Genomic DNA, 19,412 nt, shown 5'->3' on the forward strand with positions numbered 1-19,412 from the left:
AGGGTCTGACGCCTGCCCGGTGCCTGAAGGTTAAAAGGAGGGGTGCAAGCTCCGAATTGAAGCCCAGGTAAACGGCGGCCGTAACTATAACGGTCCTAAGGTAGCGAAATTCCTTGTCGGGTAAGTTCCGACCTGCACGAATGGCGTAACGACTTCCCCGCTGTCTCCAACATCGACTCAGCGAAATTGAATTGCCTGTCAAGATGCAGGCTTCCCGCGGTTAGACGGAAAGACCCCGTGCACCTTTACTACAGCTTCACACTGGCATTAGGCCGAACATGTGCAGGATAGGTGGTAGGCTTTGAAGCGGAGACGCCAGTCTTCGTGGAGCCACCCTTGAGATACCACCCTTGTTCTGCTTGATGTCTAACCGCGGTCCGTTATCCGGATCCGGGACCCTGTGTGGCGGGTAGTTTGACTGGGGCGGTCGCCTCCCAAATAGTAACGGAGGCGCGCGAAGGTTGGCTCAGAGCGGTCGGAAATCGCTCGTTGAGTGCAATGGCAGAAGCCAGCCTGACTGCAAGACTGACAAGTCGAGCAGAGTCGAAAGACGGCCATAGTGATCCGGTGGTCCCGAGTGGAAGGGCCATCGCTCAACGGATAAAAGGTACGCCGGGGATAACAGGCTGATGGTGCCCAAGAGTCCATATCGACGGCACCGTTTGGCACCTCGATGTCGGCTCATCTCATCCTGGGGCTGGAGCAGGTCCCAAGGGTACGGCTGTTCGCCGTTTAAAGAGGTACGTGAGCTGGGTTTAGAACGTCGTGAGACAGTTCGGTCCCTATCTGCCGTGGGTGTAGGATACTTGAGAGGAGTTGCCCCTAGTACGAGAGGACCGGGGTGAACGATCCACTGGTGGACCAGTTGTCATGCCAATGGCAGTGCTGGGTAGCTATGATCGGAAAGGATAACCGCTGAAGGCATCTAAGCGGGAAGCCCCCCTCAAAACAAGGTATCCCTGAGGACCGTGGTAGACCACCACGTCGATAGGCCGGAGATGTAAGCGCAGCAATGCGTTCAGTTGACCGGTACTAATTGTCCAATAGGCTTGATTTGATCCAGTAGAAGCAAGGTCTTCGCTGGTCAGAAGTCATACACACCAAGGTTGGCTTGGACGCCTGATGTTGAGTTTCTTTCTCGGTTTGGTGGTCATAGCACGAGTGAAACACCCGATCCCATCCCGAACTCGGCCGTTAAGCACCGTTGCGCTGATGGTACTGCGTCTTAAGGCGTGGGAGAGTAAGTCACCGCCAAACCTAGTAAGAAACTCAAACGTATCTCTCTTCGATGTTGCCTCAGTTTCTGTTCACATAATCTGAGGCGTCAGTTGGCGCGGGATGGAGCAGCCCGGTAGCTCGTCAGGCTCATAACCTGAAGGTCGTAGGTTCAAATCCTACTCCCGCAACCAACCTGTAACGCAAACGGCCCACCCTTGCGGTGGGCCGTTTGCGTTTGAGCCATTTCCTAAGCGACAAACACCAGGGATGGGTTTCGTATCGATTGAGATGATGGACTACATCTTGCTCTTTTGTTGACTGACCAATCAATTAAAAATACAAACAGGGAAGCGAAATATAAGGGCGCCTAATGCCAAAAACCGGAATGAGACCGATCAGGACAACTTCGGTCGTCACAGCTACGATCGCTGAGGTCGGGCGCGTCGGATCGCTCGATGTAACGGTGAGCCAGATCGCCGATAAGGCTGGCGTCTCGAGCGCTTTGGTTCATCATTATTTTGGCGGCAAGGAGGATGTGTTTCTCGCTGCGATGCGTCATATCCTGACAGCTTTCGGAGACGAGGTGCGCGAGGCATTGGCCGCTGCCACAACCCCGAGGGAGCGCTTGGACGCAATTATCCGGGCCAGCTTCTCGCTAAGAAATTTTCAACCCGAGACCATCAGCGCCTGGCTCAACTTTTATGTCCTAGCGCAAACATCAAGCGGCGCATCGCGCCTTCTAAGCGTTTACCACAAGAGGCTGTCCTCAAACCTGCGCTACAATCTCCGGCAACTCACGGACCGTGACCCCGAACCGGTTGCACGCGGAATCGCAGCGATGATTGACGGTCTCTATCTTCGATATGCTCTGCGTCCCCGCGAATTGAACGCAACGGACGCGCATGAGGTCGTCAGCGCATATCTCAATGACGCATTGGCGAGAAGTAAGTCAATTGACTGACTTCGCTAGCCCCCTGCGCATCCGAAGGCTCGCAAAAGAGGTGACATGGGTGGTCAATGACCGCGAGGCAAGTTTGCAATGACCCAACCTATTGCAAGCCACTTCATCAACGGCGCTTACGTCGAAGATACCTCCGGCACGCAGATCGATGTCATTTATCCTGCAACCGGCGAGATCATTGCGCGAGTTCACAGCGCTACGCCTACTATCATCAACGAGGCCATAGTCTCCGCGGCTGACGCGCAGACGAAGTGGGCATCGATGACCGGCACCGAGCGGGGACGGATCCTCCGCCGCGCCGCGGATCTGATGCGCGAACGAAACCGCGATCTTAGCGTTCTAGAGACGCGAGACACCGGGAAGCCGCTTCAGGAAACGCTCGTCGCAGACGCCACCAGCGGTGCAGACGCGCTGGAATATTTCGGCGGTCTCGCAGCGAGTGTAACCGGAGATTACATCCCACTCGGTACAGATTTTGGCTACACGATCCGCGAACCATTGGGCGTCTGCGTCGGGATCGGGGCGTGGAACTACCCGACCCAGATCGCCTGCTGGAAAGCAGCTCCCGCCCTCGCCTGCGGAAACGCAATGATCTTCAAGCCTTCGGAGACGACACCTCTTTGCGCGCTTAAGGTTGCCGAAATCCTGTATGAGGCGGGCCTTCCGGCAGGTTGCTTCAACGTTGTCCAAGGCCTCGGCGATGTGGGCAATCAGCTCGTGACCGATCCGCGCGTCGCCAAGGTATCGCTGACCGGATCCGTCCCGACAGGGCGGGCGGTTTATGCCGCTGCCGCGGCCCAGATGAAGCACGTGACGATGGAGCTTGGCGGCAAGTCGCCTCTGATTGTGTTCCAGGATGCCGACATAGACGATGCGGTCAGCGGCGCCATGCTCGGGAATATGTACTCGTCAGGTCAGGTCTGCTCGAATGGCACCCGGGTCTTCGTGCACAGCTCGATCAAGACGGAATTTCTAAAGCGCTTCGCCGAAAGGGCAGCCAAAATCCGTCTTGGTGATCCGCTGGATGAGACAACGCAAATGGGTCCTCTCGTCAGCGAAGCGCAGCTTCAAAAAGTGATGGGCTATATCGAGATCGGTCAGAAAGAGGGGGCGACCCTTGTCTACGGCGGCACGCGTCCGGCGGATTTGGTCGGATACTTCCTTGAACCAACCGTCTTTGCCGATGTCACCGACGAGATGACCCTGGCCAAAGAAGAAATCTTCGGACCGGTCATGTCAGTTTTAGACTTCGAGACCGAGGAAGAGGTCATCGAACGCGCAAACGCGACCGAATTCGGCCTGTCGGCAGGCGTCTTCACGCGGGATCTGGCGCGCGCGCACCGGGTGGTCCGGGCGCTCGAGGCGGGGACCTGCTGGATCAACACCTATAATCTTGCGCCGGTTGAGATGCCGTTCGGCGGAACCAAAGCCTCGGGGATCGGACGCGAGAATGCAACGGCGGCGATCGAGCACTACACGCAGACCAAATCTGTCTACGTCGCGACCGGTCCAGTCGACGCGCCGTATTGAAAGCGATGTTAGAGGCGGATTACGTCATCGTCGGCGCAGGCTCAGCAGGCTGCGCGCTGGCCTACCGTCTATCGGAAAATGGCCGCTACAGTGTTCTGGGGATCGAGTTCGGTGGGACAGATGCCGGTCCCTTCATTCAAATGCCCGGCGCGCTGTCCTATCCGATGAACATGAAGAGATACGATTGGGGCTTCAAAAGCGAGCCCGAGCCGCATTTGAACGGGCGCAGGCTGGCCACGCCGCGTGGCAAGGTGATCGGCGGATCATCTTCGATCAACGGGATGGTCTATGTGCGCGGCCATGCGCGCGACTTCGACCATTGGGCTGAGAGTGGCGCGACAGGATGGGCCCATGCGGACGTTCTGCCCTACTTCCAGCGGATGGAGAGCTGGGATCCGAACGATCATGGGGGAGATCCGGGGTGGAGAGGTCAAACCGGACCGCTCCATGTCACACGCGGGCGGCGCGACAATCCTCTCGTCACCGCCTTTGTCGAGGCGGGTCGGCAAGCAGGCTACGAGACGACCGAGGACTATAACGGCCAGAAGCAGGAAGGCTTCGGCCCGATGGAGCATACAATCCATCGCGGTCAAAGATGGTCAGCCGCCAATGCCTATCTCAAGCCTGCCTTGAAACGTGACAACTGCCGTCTTTTCAGGGCATTCGCCCGCAAGGTCGTCATCGAAAAAGGGCGCGCGGTCGGTGTCGAAATTGAGCAGCGTGGACGCATAAACACCATTCGGGCCCGCCGCGAAGTCATCTTGGCGGCGTCCTCCATCAACACTCCGAAGCTGCTCATGCTGTCCGGGATCGGGCCCGCGGACCATCTGGCTTCGCTTGGCATTCCGGTCGCGGCGAACAGGGCTGGGGTGGGGCAGAACCTTCAGGATCACCTTGAGCTTTACGTCCAGATGGCAAGCCTTCAGCCGGTCACGCTTTACAAGCATTGGTCTGCCCTCGGAAAAGCGTGGGTCGGGGCGCAATGGCTCTTCAGCCGGTCGGGGCCCGGGGCGACAAACCAGTTCGAGTCTGCAGCTTTCATCCGATCCGCTGCCGGTATCGACTATCCCGACATTCAGTATCATTTCCTGCCTCTCGCTGTGCGATACGACGGTAAGATCGCCGCGAAAGAGCATGGATTTCAGGCCCATGTCGGGCCGATGCGATCCCCCTCGCGCGGAGAGATCACCTTGCGCTCATCAGATCCCGCGGTGCCGCCCCGGATCGTCTTTAATTACATGAGCCATCCTGAAGACTGGGAAGTCTTTCGCAAATGCATCCATCTCACCCGAGAGATTTTCGGTCAGAGCGCCTTCACCCCCTTCGCGGGCAGAGAGTTGCAGCCCGGGGAGCATATGCAGTCGGACGCCGAGCTTGACAGCTTTATCGCCGATCATGCTGAAAGTGCCTATCACCCCTGCGGAACCGCCCGGATCGGGGACCTGAGTGATCCGATGGCCGTGGTCGATCCGGAGTGTCGTGTGATCGGCGTGGATGGGCTCCGCGTCGCCGACAGTTCAATCTTTCCACGCATCACGAATGGCAACTTGAATGCCCCGTCGATCATGGTCGGCGAAAAAGCAGCGGACCACATCTTGGGCCGGGATCCCCTGCCACCATCCAATGCAGAGCCTTGGATCCACCCGCACTGGCGAACCGAACAACGCTAACCAACAGTTAGAACGCCCGGAGCAGACTTAACCGAGCGCTCACTTGGATCAGGCGGTTTGAGACACCATGTCCGACGCATCGATCCCCGCGACGGCAACCGGTTTCTTCATTGCATCTCGACGGAACGGCTCGCCAAGCTCCTGGTTAATCATCGCTTCAATCAAAGTGGTGTTCCCATGCTCCATCTGGTCCGTGATCGCCTGTCGCAATGCTTCGGTCAGCTCCTCCATCGTCCGCGCGACAACACCCTTTAGGCCGCAAGCCTTGGCGATCCCGGCAAAGGATACCTCTTCGTCCAACTCGGTTCCGACAAAGTTGTCCTCGAACCACAGGGTCGAATTCCGTTTCTCGGCACCCCATTGATAGTTGCGGAACACAATCTGCGTGATCCCCGGCCACTCGCCGCGCCCGATTGCCGTCAGCTCGTTCACCGCAATCCCGAACGCGCCGTCTCCGGCGAAGCCGACAACAGGCACCTCGGGGCAGCCGATCTTTGCGCCGACAATGGCGGGAAGGCCGTAACCGCAAGGGCCAAAAAGACCTGGTGCGAGGTACTTCCGGCCAATCTCAAAGGACGGATACGCATTTCCGATCGCGCAATTATTACCGATATCCGAGCTGATAATCGCGTCTCTGGGCAGCGCGCTTTGGATGGCGCGCCAGGCCATACGCGGGCTCATCCAATCGGGTTTTGCGCCGCGCGCCCGCTCGTTCCAGGTCGTGCCGGGATCGTCCTCTTCATGATCCATCGAAGACAGCTGCTGCGCCCATTTCGACTTGGTCTCGGCGATCTTCGCTTTTCGGGCCTCTCGCCCATCATCTCCCGCAGTCTCGGAAAGCCGACCCAGAATGCCTTCCGCAACCCTGGCGGCATCCCCGACAATCCCGACCGTCACTTTCTTGGTCAGCCCAATCCGGTCGGGATTAATGTCAACCTGAATGATCTTCGCGTCCTGCGGCCAATACTCCATTCCATAGCCAGGCAGCGTCGAAAAAGGATTAAGACGGGTTCCTAGGCAAAGGACGACGTCAGCCTCCTTGATGAGCTCCATCCCGGCCTTTGACCCATTATAGCCGAGCGGTCCCGCGAAAAGCGGGTGCGAGCCCGGGAAAGCATCATTGTGCTGGTAGCCCACACAGACCGGCGCATCGAGCCGCTCAGCCAACGCCTTGCTGGCTTCGATGCCACCCTCGGACAGAACGACACCCGCGCCATTCAGGATCACCGGATTCTTCGCCTCCGATAGCAGTGCGGCCGCTTTAGCGACGGAGTTCTCACCGCCCGAAGAGCGTTCAAATTCGATCGGGTCAGGGATCTCGATATCGATCACTTGCGTCCAGAAATCCCGCGGTACGTTGATCTGCGCCGGAGCAGATGTCAGCTTGGCCTTTGAGATGACGCGCGCCAGAACCTCGGCCATGCGGGATGGATCGCGCACTTCTTCTTGATAGGCGACCATGTCCTCGAACAGCTTCATCTGCTCGACTTCCTGAAAGCCGCCCTGACCGATGGTTTTGTTGGCCGCCTGAGGTGTTACCAAAAGAAGCGGCGTGTGGTTCCAATACGCCGTTTTCACCGCAGTCACGAAATTCGTGATGCCCGGCCCGTTCTGGGCGATCATCATCGACATTTTCCCGGTCGCCCGCGTGTAGCCATCTGCCATCATCCCCGCGCTACCCTCATGAGCGCAGTCCCAGAACGTGATGCCTGCCTTCGGAAAAAGATCGGAAATCGGCATCATGGCAGAGCCGATGATCCCGAATGCATGCTCGATCCCGTGCCGCTGCAGGGTTTTCACAAAGGCTTCTTCGGTGGTCATTTTCATGGATTGCGATTCCTTCTCGGCAATCAGTATGGCGTTCAGGCGACGGCGCGATCCGGGCCTCGTTTCTGGTCTTCGAGGATCATGTCGGATGCTTTCTCACCGATCATGATCGCAGGGGCATTCGTGTTTCCGGAGACGATTTCCGGCATAATTGAGCAGTCAGCGACCCGGAGTCCATCGACCCCCTTCACGCGAAGGCGGGCATCGACGACCGCTTGCGGATCAGAGCCCATCCGGCAGGTCCCGGTCGGGTGATAAATCGTTGTCGAGAAATTGCGCGCCCAGTCAAGCGTGCCGTCGTAATCATCCATCTCGAGCGATGCGTCGGGACGGAATTCCTCCGAAATTTTCGACGTCAGGGGAGCGTGCCTCGCAATACGTCGCGCGATCCGGATTCCGTTGACGATCGTCCTGCAGTCGGTGTCGGTCGACAGGTAGTTCGTTTGGATCTTCGGATGGTCGGACGCCTTGTTCGAGGAAAGGCGGATCTCCCCGCGGCTTTCCGGGCGCAGCTGGCAGACCGACATGGTAAAGGCGGAAAACGGATGAACGCCCTCACCCGGACTATCGGCGGACCAGGGCTGGACGTGAAACTGAATGTCGGGCGTCTCCAGATGCGGTTCGGTGCGCAAGAACCCCGTCGCGAGACTTGCTGCCATCGCCATCGGACCGGATCGAAACATCGCGTAGCGCACCGCGATCCGCACCTGGTTGGCGAGGCTTCGGACCTCGTCGTTGAGCGTGGGTTCGTTGCATTTGTAAACCAGCCGCGCCTGCAGATGATCTTGCAAGTTTTGCCCAACGGCCGGTTTGTCCTGATGAACATCAATACCAAGATGGCGGAGATGCTCTCCATCCCCGATACCAGACAGCATCAAAAGTTGTGGTGATCCGATTGCCCCGGAAGAGAGGATGACCTCCCCACGCGACCGAATCGTTTTCTCCTCGCCGCCTCGGCTCCGATAAATCGCTCCGACGGCGCGCCCGTCTTCGATTAGAATACGCTGTGTATGTGCGTGTGTGATGATTGTCAGATTTGAACGCGCCCTGACTGGGTTGAGAAAGGCGACCGCGCTCGAACACCGGCGACCCTTGCGGGTTGTCAGCTGGAAGTACCCGACCCCCTCCTGCTGCACTCCGTTGTAGTCGAGGTTCAAAGGATAGCCCGCAGCCTGCGCCGCCGCGACCCAGGCATCGCAGATCGGCCGCTGGATTCGCATATTTGACACCGACAACGCCCCGCTATCGCCGTGATATTCGTCTGCGCCGCGCTCCTGACATTCAGATCGTTTGAAGAGCGGCAGCACATCGCTCCACCCCCATCCCGGATTTCCCATCTGCTGCCAGCGGTCATAATCCTGCGGCTGCCCGCGAACATAAAGCAGACCATTCAGCGACGACGATCCGCCTAGAACCTTCCCGCGGGGCCAATCAAGCCGTCGCCCGTTCAGCCCCGGGTCCGGCTCCGTCTTGTAGCACCAATCGACTGATGGATTGTGCATCGTCTTAAAGTAACCGACCGGAATATGGATCCATGGGTTCCAGTCGCGCCCTCCCGCTTCGAGCAGGACCACGCGATTTCTCGGATCGGCAGACAGACGATTCGCCAGGACGCAGCCAGCGGATCCGGCGCCCACGATCACGAAATCTGCCACCTCATCAGTCACTTGCGGATGCCCCTGCTTGGATCCAAGGCAATTTAAGAAAATCCTTGCCAAAAAAATCCATAGATGCCCACTATTGAGACCTCAAGTCTCAATGACTTCAGTGGGGAGGATGCAATGAAAGTCTCGAAAGCCTTGAATGCCATTTCGCGCAGGGATCTTTTCAAGCTGAGCGGTCAATTCGGCCTCTCATCGGTGATGATCGGAGCGGGGACGCTTACGGGGGCCATCACGCTTCCGTCCCTCGTGGCCGCCGCCGAGTCGACCTACAACAAGCGGTTCGCCAATGAACCGAAACACACGCTTAAGCTTGGCGCCGCCGGCTTCAACCAACGTAATCTGCTGATCGAGCGCGCGGGCGTCCTGGAATTCGCCCGTGATCTGGAGGAGCGGACCGAAGGCGAGATCCGGATCGAGTTCATCGGGGACAACCAAATCTGCGGACAGCTCAATTGCGTAGAGAAGGCCCAGCTCGGCGTCGTGGACATGTATGCCGCCTCGACCCAGAATTCCGCGGGCGGTGCCCCGTATCTGAATGTGCTGGACTACGCCTATATGTTCCCCAGCCGCGCAGCGCAGTACTATTTCCTCTATAGCCCCGCCTCCCAGAGGGTCTTGCGCGACCCGTTTGAAAAGCGTCATGGGCTCAAATTCCTCTTCAGCCATTGCGAGCTGCGCGGCATCCATATGGGGCAGTCCTTCGCGGACAAGCCGACCGTTACCTCGCTTGAGGAGATCTTCGGCACGAAGAACCGCGTGACAGGCACCCAGCTTGGTCGCATCGCGATGCAGCTTCTGAACCTCAATCCTGTGCCGGTCGCCTGGGAAGAGACACTCGACGGCCTCAAGCAGGGCCTGATCGATGGCGCTGAGACGTGGGCCTCCGCCGTAGCCTACGCCAATATGGCTCCGGTCGTCAGCCAGTCCGTCGATCTGAGATTCTTCTGCGGAACCGAGCACACGGCGATGTCCGCGAAAGTCTTCGACGGGATGGAGCCGCATCTGCAGGATGCCATCATGGAATCCGCCTATCTCACGCAAGTCCACGTGCAGGCTGCGAACGAGGCGGCGCTCGTCAACACGGTCGGCTATACCGATCCGCAGCTCCCCGGCACGATCTTTGCCGAGAACGGCGTGCGCCCCGCTTTCCTCGCCGACGACCAGATCAAGATGGCCGAGGAGATGTGCTCGCCCGAATTCAATCCCGAGCCATGGGCGCAGTGGCGCGAGCGGCTCAACGGATGGTCTGGCGGTCTCGATACCTATCAAGAGATCTACGACGTTGCGCGCGAGATACCGGTCGATACCAAGGCTGAGAATGTCGAGCCGCGCCGCTGGTGGCGGTCCGCCTGATTGCACGTGAACCTCACGGCTCAGTAGATCCTATATCCTTGGGAAGGGAACTGGCATGACCGGTTGGTTCGACGGCATAGCTGAGATCCTGAGTGCCCTGTTCTCTGGCGACTCGTGGATGCTGAGCGAGGCGCTGCGCCAACCGGCAGTCTGGCCATTTGGTCTGATCGTCATGCTGGCAGGTGCGACCCTCATACTGCTGATCTACCGGTTCATCCCGTGGGTTGAACGCAATCTGGAGGCGACCATCATGGTCGTCTCCTACCTCGCTATAGGCGGGATTATCTTCGTCGAGGTCTTCCGCCGCTTTGTCCTGCAAGAACAGGCGCCTTGGTCGACCACCATTCCGCCGTTCCTCTTCCTCATCATGACGTGGTTCGGCTGCAGCTATAACGTCAAGCTGCGCACCCATCTGGCCTTCGCCGAGTTCCGGACAATGATGCCCCGCGCAGGCCAACTCGCTTGTCTGCTTCTGGATGCCGCGCTCTGGATAGGGTTCTGCTGGATCGTCGTCATCACGGCCACGCGCGTCACGGTCAATTCCGCAATGAACTTCCAGATCATGCTCGGCACCGACAATCTCATGCAATGGTGGTTCCTGATTTCTGTGCCGCTGGCCTTTATTCTGCTGGTCGCCCGTGTTCTCGAAAACCTCATAATCGATCTGGCGAATTACAGATCAGGCGATGTCTTGATCCGTCCCGCCGTGATCGGCGGCGACTAAAATGGCCGACAACACCATCATCACTCTTCTTTCGGTCGGCGTCACGATCCTCTTTATGCTGGGCGTGCCCGTCTTTCTGGTCATCGGCTACTGGGTCATCGGGATGTCCTTCCTTCTGGGCCTGCCGCTCGACAATATCGGAGCTGCACTCGCCGACGTCTTCACCGATGGCTTCGCGCTTCTCGCGATGCCACTCTTCATCCTGACTGGAGATCTCATCAACCGCTCCGGGATCGCCCGGCGTTTGTCTGACTTCGCCTATGCCTGCCTCGGCTGGATCCGGGGCGGTCTGGGCATGGCCTCGCTCGGCGCCTGCGGGCTCTTCGCCGCCATCTCGGGATCGAACTCCGCAACGACCGCAACCATCGGATCCATGCTCCACCCCGAGATGGTCAAAGGCGGCTATGACGAACGCTTCTCCGCCGCCACCGCAGCGGCAGGCGGAACCGTCGGTATTATCATTCCGCCTTCCATCATCTTCATCGTCTATGGCTTTCTGTTGAACCTGCCGATCTCGGATCTCTTCGTGGCGGGGATCATCCCCGGCGCAATGATGGTGGCCGGCATGATGCTCGCATGCTTCATCATCTGCTGGCGCAACGGCTGGGGCTATCTCATCCCGCTCAGCCTTTCGCGTGTCTTCAAAACCGCGATCGGCGCATGGCTCGGCTTTTTCACAATCGGCCTTGTGCTATGGGGGATCTATACCGGGAAATTCTCGCCAACGGAGGCCGCCGGAGTAACTGTCGGCTTCTGTGTCATCGTCGGCTTCATCTCCCTGCCACTGCACAGGATGATTGGAGGTCGGGCGGATGCCGATCCTTCCGAAAAATCCATCGGCCAGATGCTGGTCGTCGAAGGCTTCAGCCCTCTCGAGCTTCCGAGCATCACCATGCGCTCGGCGCAGATCACAGGCATCCTCGCTCCGCTCATCGCCGTTTCAGTCGTCATGCAGCAGCTTCTCTCGGTCCTTGGCGCGCAAGAGGCTATCAGCAATTTCGTCACCTCGATGGGCGGCTATCACGCGATCCTCTTCACCTCGATGGCCATCGTTTTCGTGTCCGGGATGGTTCTCGAAAGCCTGCCGGTTACGATCATCCTTGCGCCCATCCTCGCCCCCATTGCCCATTCCATCGGGGTAGAACCGGTGCAGTTCGCCGTCATCTTCCTCGTCGGCGCGTCGATTGGCTTCATCACGCCACCTTATGGCCTGAACCTCTACGTCGCCTCAGGGGTCACCGGCGTGCCCTATTTCCGATTGTTGCGCTATACGGTGCCGTATCTCATCGCGCTGATCTCCGTTTGGTTTGTCGTCGCCCTGGTCCCGGAACTGTCGACGGCTCTCCTGCCGCAACGGTAGGAGCAAAGCATGGCTGACGGCAAAGGCGAGACCATCCCGACCAACCTCAGGCTCCTAATCGTGATCGAAGAGACTGCGCGCGCCGGGGTGCCCGTCACACCTACGACGGTCAACGCCAAACTGGGATTGCCCAAACCGACGATCCACCGGCTCTTCTCGACGCTGGAAGAGGAGGGATTTTTGCAGCGCGACCTCGATGGCCGAACCTATTCGCCCGGCCCGAGGTTGCGCCGGATGGCAGGCAGCGTCCTGTCATCGCTTCGCATTCGAACGGCGCGTCAGGCCCTTTTGAAAAAGCTCAGCCGCGAGATCGGAGAGACCTGTAACATCGCGCTGCCCGACCGCGATGCCATGATCTACCTTGAGCGGGTGGAAACCGAATGGCCCCTTCGGATCCAGCTTCCGGCGGGCACGCGTGTTCCGTTTTACTGCACGGCAAGCGGCAAGATGTATCTCAGCTCGCTGACCCAGAACCACCTGCAGCGATACCTCGACGCCACAGAGCTGACGCGGCGAACCGAGAATACGATCTGTGATCCGCACGAGCTCCTCAAAGAGATCAAGCAGATCCGCACACAGCACTATTCGCTCGACCGCGAAGAATTCATGGAGAATATGATCGCCCTCGCAGTTCCCATCTACGACCACAATGAAAGGTTGATGGCGACCCTGTCGTTTCACGCTCCTACTCCGCGGTTCGATACGCAAAAGGCCATTCGATTTCTCGCCCCCCTACAACGGACGGCGACGGAGTTGTCCACTCTGGTCTCGGACCAAACGATAGCTGACTATAATTAAAGCGCTTTCTTTCTTGGCGAGCGGGTAAGCTCGCCCCTCCATGCTCCCCCTAGAGTTCGACGAGAGAAAAGGAAGGCAATATTTGGCTTATCCTCAAATGTTCCTGTTGTGTTCCTATCTATCTTGAGTAGAAAATGGGCCTATGCAAAGCTCGTTCTTCTTCCATAACTCTGACCGCATTCTCGCCGATATAGATGAGCGGCTGGCAGAGAAATTCGGTCGTCCGCACCGGGCTCCGCTTCTCGATCCAATCAGTCAGCTGGTCTGGGGCATCCTCAGCGGCCGCACCTACACCCACGTCACCCAAGAAAGCCTTCAGGTCCTTCGGACCAGGTTCGGGACGTGGGAGGCTGTGCGCGATGCCCCGGTCCGCGAGATCGAGCACGCTATTTCAAGCGTGACCTTTGCCGACGTCAAAGCACCGCGTCTCAAATCCGCCCTCGAACAGATCACGGGTCTGTTCGGTCGCCTGACCTTGACGCCGCTCTTGGACAAAACCGATTCAGAAGCCCTCTACTGGCTTGAACAATTGCCTGGCGTCGGACGGAAGGCATCTGCCGCGACCCTGAATTTCAGCATGATGCGCCGACGAACGCTCGTCATCGACACGCATCATCTGAGGATCCTCAAACGGCTCCGCCTTGTGCGGCAGAACGCGGATCTCGCCGAAGCATATGACAGGATCATGCCCGCACTGCCCAAGGCTTGGTCCGCTGAAGATCTGGATGCACACCATCAGATGATGAAGCTGCTCGGGCAAACGACGTGTCGCCACGGTCTGCCGCAATGTCGATCCTGTCCGTTAAAGGATCTATGCCCGACCGGAACCGCGAGCGGGCAAGGAAAAGATCGACCCGCAGTCACCCAGAGCCGTCAAGCCGACCCGTCGCGCCGCCGACAGGCACGCGGTTAGCTAGGTCGCCAGCGTGATGACGACCACCATGATGATCGAATAAAGCGCAATGCCCCCGCCAATCAGGAAATAGGGCCAGTTCCGCCCCACAGTGGCAGAGGCGATACTCTTCATCTGGTAGATCAAATCCGGCCATGTGTAGCTGACGAAATCGCCTTGCGTGAACACCGCCTTGATCCGTCCATCGGCATCGACGACAGGCAACCGGCGGAAGCGCTCATTCGACATGATCCGCAGCCAATCCACCATATCATCCGTCTCCCGCGCCAGACGCGGATCGGACGTCATGATTTCCGACAGCTTCGTCGTCTTGGCATCCAGCCCCTTACCGACGATCTTGGTCATGATGTCCCGCTCGGTCACGACGCCCACGACCTTTTCATCTTCGTCCACGATAATGACCGATCCGTAATTCCGATCGGACATGGCGCTCACCGCTTCTGCCACCGTTCCGTCCGGGCCGCGCGTGAGGGGGCGTTGCTTGGACTTGTATTCCGGGCGGTCCATGAGACGCGTCCCGGGGCGTTCTCCGGCTTCGGGCATAGGCGAGCTCCTTCTTAGGCTTGTCTAGTGCTTACCTAGACCGCCACCTCGGCAGGGCAAAAGCAAAGCCCGCGCGTGACGCCTACCCGGGAGCGATTGCATGACGCGATCCAGCCGCTAGGGTGCACCGATAATGGAGGGCCGATAATGGCTGCAATCGTTTCGGTAGAAAACCTGACGAAGACCTACGGGAGCGGGTTCGAGGCGCTCAAAAGTGTCTCGCTCGCGATCGAGGAGGGCGAGATCCTGGCCCTGCTTGGCCCGAACGGAGCGGGCAAGACCACACTGATCTCCACGATCTGCGGGATCATCACCCCGTCGAGCGGAACCGTGACGGTCGGCGGGCATGACATTCTCTCGGACTTCCGCGCCGCCCGCAGCCTGATCGGCCTTGTTCCGCAAGAGATTAATCTTGAACCCTTCGAGCGCGTGATCGACACGGTGCGCTTCTCGCGCGGTCTCTTCGGCAAATCCCGGAATGACGCCTATCTCGATGAGATCCTCGGCAAGTTATCCCTGTCCGACAAGAAGACCTCCAAGATCATGGAGCTTTCGGGCGGCATGAAACGGCGCGTGATGATCGCCAAGGCCCTCAGCCACGAGCCCCGGATCCTCTTTCTCGATGAGCCGACAGCCGGCGTCGATGTCGAGCTTAGACGCGACATGTGGGATACCGTGGCCGAGCTGAAGGCAGACGGCGTCACGATCATCCTGACAACCCACTACATCGAAGAGGCCGAGGCCATCGCCGACCGGATCGGCGTCATCAACAAGGGTGACATTCTGCTGGTCCAGAACAAGGCCGAGCTCATGAGTCAGATGGGCCAGAAGCAGCTTCGCATCTCTCTCGCGCAGCCAACGACAGAAATCCCGCCGGAGCTCAGCGAATTCGATCTGACGCTCAGCGAAGACGGCGAATGTCTGGTCTACACCTACGACACGCGCGGCGAGAAAACCGGGATCACCAGCCTTATGGCGAACCTGCAGAAGACGGATCTGCAACTCGCCGATCTGCAGACCGAGCAGAGCTCGCTCGAGGATATCTTCGTCGGTCTCGTGAAGGAGCCAGCATGAACATCCATGCCATTCGCGCCATCTATAAATTCGAGATGGCCCGCTTTTTCCGGACGCTCACCCAGTCCTTCATCTCGCCCGTGATCTCCACGGCGCTCTATTTCGTCGTCTTCGGCGCTGCCATTGGCTCCCGGATCGATCAGGTCGAAGGGATCAGCTACGGCGCCTTCATCGTCCCCGGCCTGATCATGCTCTCAGTTATGACACAGGCCACATCGAACGCCTCTTTCGGGATCTATTTCCCGAAATTCATCGGCACCATCTACGAGCTGCTCTCGGCGCCCGTAAACTTCATCGAAATTGTGATCGGCTATGTCGGCGCGGCGGCGACCAAGGCACTCTTCATCGGTCTGGTGATCCTCGGCACCGCCTATTTCTTCGTGGACCTGACGATCGCCCATCCGGTCGCGATGCTTCTGTTCCTCGTCCTCACCTGTCTTAGCTTCGCCCTTCTGGGGTTCATCATCGGCATATGGGCGGGCAATTTCGAACAGCTCCAGCTGATCCCGCTTCTGGTGATCACGCCGCTCGTCTTCCTGGGCGGTTCCTTCTACTCCATCTCGATGCTTCCGCCCGTCTGGCAGACGATTACGCTGTTCAATCCGGTGGTCTATCTCATCTCGGGCTTCCGCTGGGCCTTCTTCGGCCAGGCCGATGTCGATATCTGGCTGTCGCTTCTCGCAATCGCCGGTTTCACCTGCCTGTGTCTCGGCGTCATCTGGTGGATCTTCAAGACGGGATGGAGGATCCGGCAATAGCGGCGGTTGTTCCCGGGGGAGGGGCGGCCTATGTGGGACGGAATGAAAAGATGGATCCCTTTCCTCAAGACCCCGCCCTCGGTCTCGGTCATCCGCCTAAGCGGTGCAATCGGGGTAGGCGCCCGCGGCATTGACTTCGCAAGCCTCCGCCCTGTCATCGACAAAGCCTTCCGGTCCAAACCGGATGCCATCGCGCTCGAGATCAACTCGCCCGGCGGAAGCGCCGTGCAGTCTTCGCTGATTGCCGGTCATATCCGCAGCCTTGCCGATGAAAAAAAGATCCCGGTGGTGGCCTTCGTCGAAGACGTCGCGGCGTCCGGCGGCTACTGGCTGGCCAGCGCGGCCGATGAGATCTTTGTCGATCACAGCTCGGTTGTCGGTTCGATCGGCGTCATTTCGGCAGGCTTTGGCTTGCATGATTTCATAGACCGCTACGGGATCGAAAGGCGCGTTCACACTGCGGGAGAGAGCAAAAGCATGCTCGATCCGTTCAGACCGGAAAAGAAGGAAGACGTGGCGCGTCTGGAAACCCTTCTTGAGCGCATTCACGAAGCGTTCAAAACTCAGATCCGTTCTCGCCGCGAGGGTAAACTCGCCGAGGCCGACCTCTTTACCGGAGAAATCTGGGTCGGCGAGCAAGGCGTCGAGGTCGGTCTTGCAGATGCGACCGGTCATCTTGTTCCAGAGATGAAGCGGCGGCTCGGTGACAAGGTAAAGATCCGCCGCTTCGGTCAGCGCAAGTCTCTCCTCAGCCGCTTCGGCGCCGAAGTTGTTGACGGAGCCGTCGGCTCGTTCGAGGAACGCGCCGCCTATGCCCGGTTCGGCCTCTAGTGATCCTCAAGATCGTCAGCCTCTTTCTGATCGGCATGGGCGTCCTCGCTATGTTCGGCCGCTTGAAGATGCCTCGGCTGACATCGTCACGGTGCTCAAAATGCGGACGCCCCAAGATCGGGCGCGGCCCATGCGATTGTAGGAAAGGTGTGTGATGGGTTTGCCTGAAGGGCCGCTACTCGATTGGGGGATGACCCTCCTGGGCCTCGTCATCCTCGTTCTGGCTGGCGATGCGCTTGTGAAAGGAGCGGTCAATCTTTCGCTCAGGCTTGGCGTTCCCGCTCTCATCGTCTCGCTGACCATCGTCGCCTTCGGAACATCCGCGCCAGAGCTCATCATCTCCATAAACGCGATCCTCGACGACGTCCCCGGCATTGCGCTGGGCAATGTCGTTGGATCAAACACCGCGAACATCCTTCTCGTCCTCGGCGTGCCCGCTCTTCTGGCCACCATGCACACAAGTGAATGCAAGACCCGCAAGAGCTATCTGCAAATGCTCTTCGCGACATTCCTTTTCATCTCCATCTGTTTCTTCGGCCCGATCCGCTGGTGGCACGGCCTGATCCTGCTCGCAGGTCTGGTCATCATGCTGATCACAGCCTTTCTCGATGCCAGACGGCATCGGAAGAACGGAAAGACGGAAGAAGAAGAGGTGGAAGGCGCAGACCCTTCCATCTCCGGTCGGCGGATTGCCATATACCTTGTGCTTGGGCTCGTCGGCCTGCCGCTCGGCGCAGAGCTGTTAATCAGTGGCAGCGTCAACATCGCCCGTACTTTCGGTCTCAGCGAAAGCGTGATCGGCCTGACGCTGGTGGCGATCGGAACCTCTTTGCCCGAACTGGCCACCACCGTCATGGCCGCCCTGCGCCGTCAGGCGGATGTGGCACTCGGCAATGTCATTGGGTCCAACATGTTCAACCTGCTGGCCATCATCGGCATCGCGGCCCTTGTTGGACCGATCCCCGTCGATCCGGCCTTCCTGGCCTTCGATCTGTGGATCATGCTCGGCGCAGCCCTTTTGTTGATCCCCTTTGTCTTCCTCAAGAAAGACATCACTCGCCTTTGGGGCATCGCGCTAAGCGGCCTCTATCTGGCCTATATGGTCATCGTGCTCACCTGATGCGCGCGCTTGTGACAGGCGCGGGCCGCCGGCTCGGACGAGCCATGGCCGAATATCTCGGCACACGCGGCTATGATGTGGCGATCCACTACGCCAGCTCCGACAAAGGCGCAAAGGAAGCGGCAGAGGTCATCCGTGCTTCAGGCCAGAAAGCGGTCCCGCTCCAGGCCAATCTTCTGGACGAGAGCGAGACTGCCGCGCTTCTTTCTCACGCGGCTGACGCACTGGGCGGCCCGATCACGTGCCTCGTCAACAACGCCTCGATCTTCGAACCCGACCGGATAGCGTCCGCCACCAAGGAAAGCTGGGACCGCCACATCGGCTCGAACCTGCGGGCGCCCTACATCCTGATCCAGCAGATGGCCGCGCAGGTCCCCGACCCTGACACCGACACGAATGGAGAGCCGGTGGCCAAGGGTCTCATCATCAACATGGTCGACCAGCGCGTTCTCAAACTGACGCCGCACTTCTCAACCTATACGATAGCCAAGATGGGTCTCTGGGCGCTCACCCGGACCGCAGCTCAGGATCTGGCCCCCCGGGTCCGGGTCAATGCCATCGGCCCCGGACCAACCATGCAGGGCGACCGGCAAAGCAAAGAGCACTTCGAAGCGCAGCGACAGGCGACAATCCTCAAACGCGGCGCCGATCCCGATGGCATCATTGCCGCGCTCGGCTATCTTCTGGATGCCAGGGCCGTGACCGGTCAGCTGATCTGCGTCGATGGCGGTCAGCATCTCGCGTGGGAAACGCCAGATATCATCGGTCCGGAATAGCAGGGCCGGGGTTCAACCTTTACTTGTCCACTCTGTCACAGGACATTCACATAAGGGTGACAGTTTCCCTGTCTTTTCAGTCATTTGCCGCATGAATAAAAATTAATAATAAGAAAACAGATACTTATAGATACGCCTAATTTTTGAGCATTTTAACGAAGCACCCGTTCGATAACGGAAAATTCGATATCTGCTGAACTTTCCCACGACGTTATCCACAGAAGTCGTGGACGCAATTCCTCTTGAGCCTGGCTGCGCAGGATTGCAGCGCCCGGCGCAGAATCATATCTGA

At 58.8% G+C, this 19,412-nt stretch carries 16 protein-coding genes, 1 tRNA gene and 2 rRNA genes (1 of these 19 cut by a window edge); 16 read left to right on the forward strand and 3 right to left on the reverse strand.

All coding sequences use genetic code 11. The features are described 5' to 3' along the window. From AAD018_RS02625 to betA, 6 genes are all read left to right on the forward strand, one after another. Positions 1-1,057, forward strand: a 23S ribosomal RNA gene (locus tag AAD018_RS02625); it begins 1,775 nt to the left of the window's first position. Positions 1,058-1,142: 85 nt separating this feature from the next. Further along, a 5S ribosomal RNA gene (gene rrf, locus AAD018_RS02630) occupies positions 1,143-1,257 on the forward strand. Positions 1,258-1,332: 75 nt separating this feature from the next. Further along, a tRNA-Met gene (locus tag AAD018_RS02635) sits at positions 1,333-1,409 on the forward strand. Between the two features lie 179 nt (positions 1,410-1,588). Then, a complete protein-coding gene (betI, locus tag AAD018_RS02640) occupies positions 1,589-2,179 on the forward strand; it encodes a choline-binding transcriptional repressor BetI (protein WP_367313685.1) in 591 nt (196 codons plus the stop codon). A 78-nt stretch (positions 2,180-2,257) separates the two neighbouring features. After that, positions 2,258-3,709 carry a betaine-aldehyde dehydrogenase gene (gene betB, locus AAD018_RS02645; protein ID WP_367313684.1) on the forward strand — a complete coding sequence of 484 codons (1,452 nt, stop codon included), beginning with the start codon at positions 2,258-2,260 and terminating at the stop codon, positions 3,707-3,709. Between the two features lie 5 nt (positions 3,710-3,714). Beyond that, positions 3,715-5,379 carry a choline dehydrogenase gene (gene betA / locus AAD018_RS02650; RefSeq protein WP_367314214.1) on the forward strand — a complete coding sequence of 555 codons (1,665 nt, stop codon included), beginning with the start codon at positions 3,715-3,717 and terminating at the stop codon, positions 5,377-5,379. 48 nt (positions 5,380-5,427) lie between these two features. Here betA and xsc read toward each other — a convergent pair whose 3' ends face one another. Together xsc and AAD018_RS02660 are read right to left on the reverse strand one after the other, a co-directional pair. Then, positions 5,428-7,206, reverse strand: a complete 1,779-nt coding sequence (gene xsc / locus AAD018_RS02655) for a sulfoacetaldehyde acetyltransferase (protein ID WP_367313683.1) — start codon at positions 7,204-7,206, stop codon at positions 5,428-5,430. Positions 7,207-7,241: 35 nt separating this feature from the next. Then, a complete protein-coding gene (locus tag AAD018_RS02660; protein ID WP_367313682.1) occupies positions 7,242-8,873 on the reverse strand; it encodes a GMC family oxidoreductase in 1,632 nt (543 codons plus the stop codon). 114 nt (positions 8,874-8,987) lie between these two features. Here AAD018_RS02660 and AAD018_RS02665 point away from each other — a divergent pair, with 114 nt between their 5' ends. From AAD018_RS02665 to AAD018_RS02685, 5 genes are all read left to right on the forward strand, one after another. Then, a complete protein-coding gene (locus AAD018_RS02665; RefSeq protein WP_367313681.1) occupies positions 8,988-10,223 on the forward strand; it encodes a TRAP transporter substrate-binding protein in 1,236 nt (411 codons plus the stop codon). Positions 10,224-10,278: 55 nt separating this feature from the next. Next, on the forward strand, positions 10,279-10,947 hold the full coding sequence (locus AAD018_RS02670; protein WP_367313680.1) for a TRAP transporter small permease: 669 nt from the start codon (positions 10,279-10,281) through the stop codon (positions 10,945-10,947). 1 nt (position 10,948) lies between these two features. Further along, the gene (locus AAD018_RS02675) at positions 10,949-12,307 is read left to right on the forward strand and encodes a TRAP transporter large permease (RefSeq protein WP_367313679.1); all 1,359 of its coding nucleotides are present in this window, start codon (positions 10,949-10,951) and stop codon (positions 12,305-12,307) included. A gap of 9 nt (positions 12,308-12,316) precedes the next feature. Then, positions 12,317-13,105, forward strand: coding sequence for an IclR family transcriptional regulator (locus AAD018_RS02680; protein ID WP_367313678.1), 789 nt, complete (start codon positions 12,317-12,319; stop codon positions 13,103-13,105). A gap of 142 nt (positions 13,106-13,247) precedes the next feature. Beyond that, positions 13,248-14,018, forward strand: a complete 771-nt coding sequence (locus AAD018_RS02685; RefSeq protein ID WP_367313677.1) for an endonuclease III domain-containing protein — start codon at positions 13,248-13,250, stop codon at positions 14,016-14,018. Here AAD018_RS02685 and AAD018_RS02690 read toward each other — a convergent pair whose 3' ends face one another. Beyond that, positions 14,019-14,561 carry a CBS domain-containing protein gene (locus tag AAD018_RS02690; protein WP_367313676.1) on the reverse strand — a complete coding sequence of 181 codons (543 nt, stop codon included), beginning with the start codon at positions 14,559-14,561 and terminating at the stop codon, positions 14,019-14,021. 147 nt (positions 14,562-14,708) lie between these two features. On the opposite strand from AAD018_RS02690, the gene AAD018_RS02695 reads away from it, so the two are divergent. The 5 genes from AAD018_RS02695 to AAD018_RS02715 all read left to right on the forward strand — a co-directional run bounded on the left by AAD018_RS02695 (position 14,709) and on the right by AAD018_RS02715 (position 19,120). Beyond that, a complete protein-coding gene (locus AAD018_RS02695; RefSeq protein WP_367313675.1) occupies positions 14,709-15,635 on the forward strand; it encodes an ABC transporter ATP-binding protein in 927 nt (308 codons plus the stop codon). Next, positions 15,632-16,393: an ABC transporter permease gene (locus AAD018_RS02700; RefSeq protein WP_367313674.1), complete on the forward strand. Its 762-nt coding sequence runs from the start codon at positions 15,632-15,634 to the stop codon at positions 16,391-16,393. The genes AAD018_RS02695 and AAD018_RS02700 overlap by 4 nt, the downstream gene beginning before the upstream one ends. A 42-nt stretch (positions 16,394-16,435) precedes the next feature. Next, positions 16,436-17,224, forward strand: coding sequence for a S49 family peptidase (locus AAD018_RS02705; protein WP_367313673.1), 789 nt, complete (start codon positions 16,436-16,438; stop codon positions 17,222-17,224). 154 nt (positions 17,225-17,378) lie between these two features. Then, positions 17,379-18,344 (forward strand): calcium/sodium antiporter, encoded by a 966-nt coding sequence (locus AAD018_RS02710; RefSeq protein WP_367314213.1) that lies wholly within the window; start codon positions 17,379-17,381, stop codon positions 18,342-18,344. Continuing rightward, positions 18,344-19,120 (forward strand): SDR family oxidoreductase, encoded by a 777-nt coding sequence (locus AAD018_RS02715; RefSeq protein ID WP_367313672.1) that lies wholly within the window; start codon positions 18,344-18,346, stop codon positions 19,118-19,120. The genes AAD018_RS02710 and AAD018_RS02715 overlap by 1 nt, the downstream gene beginning before the upstream one ends. Positions 19,121-19,412 lie beyond the last annotated feature (292 nt).

It is taken from the genome of Aestuariibius insulae, from assembly GCF_040783535.2.
GTDB lineage: Bacteria > Pseudomonadota > Alphaproteobacteria > Rhodobacterales > Rhodobacteraceae > Aestuariibius > Aestuariibius insulae.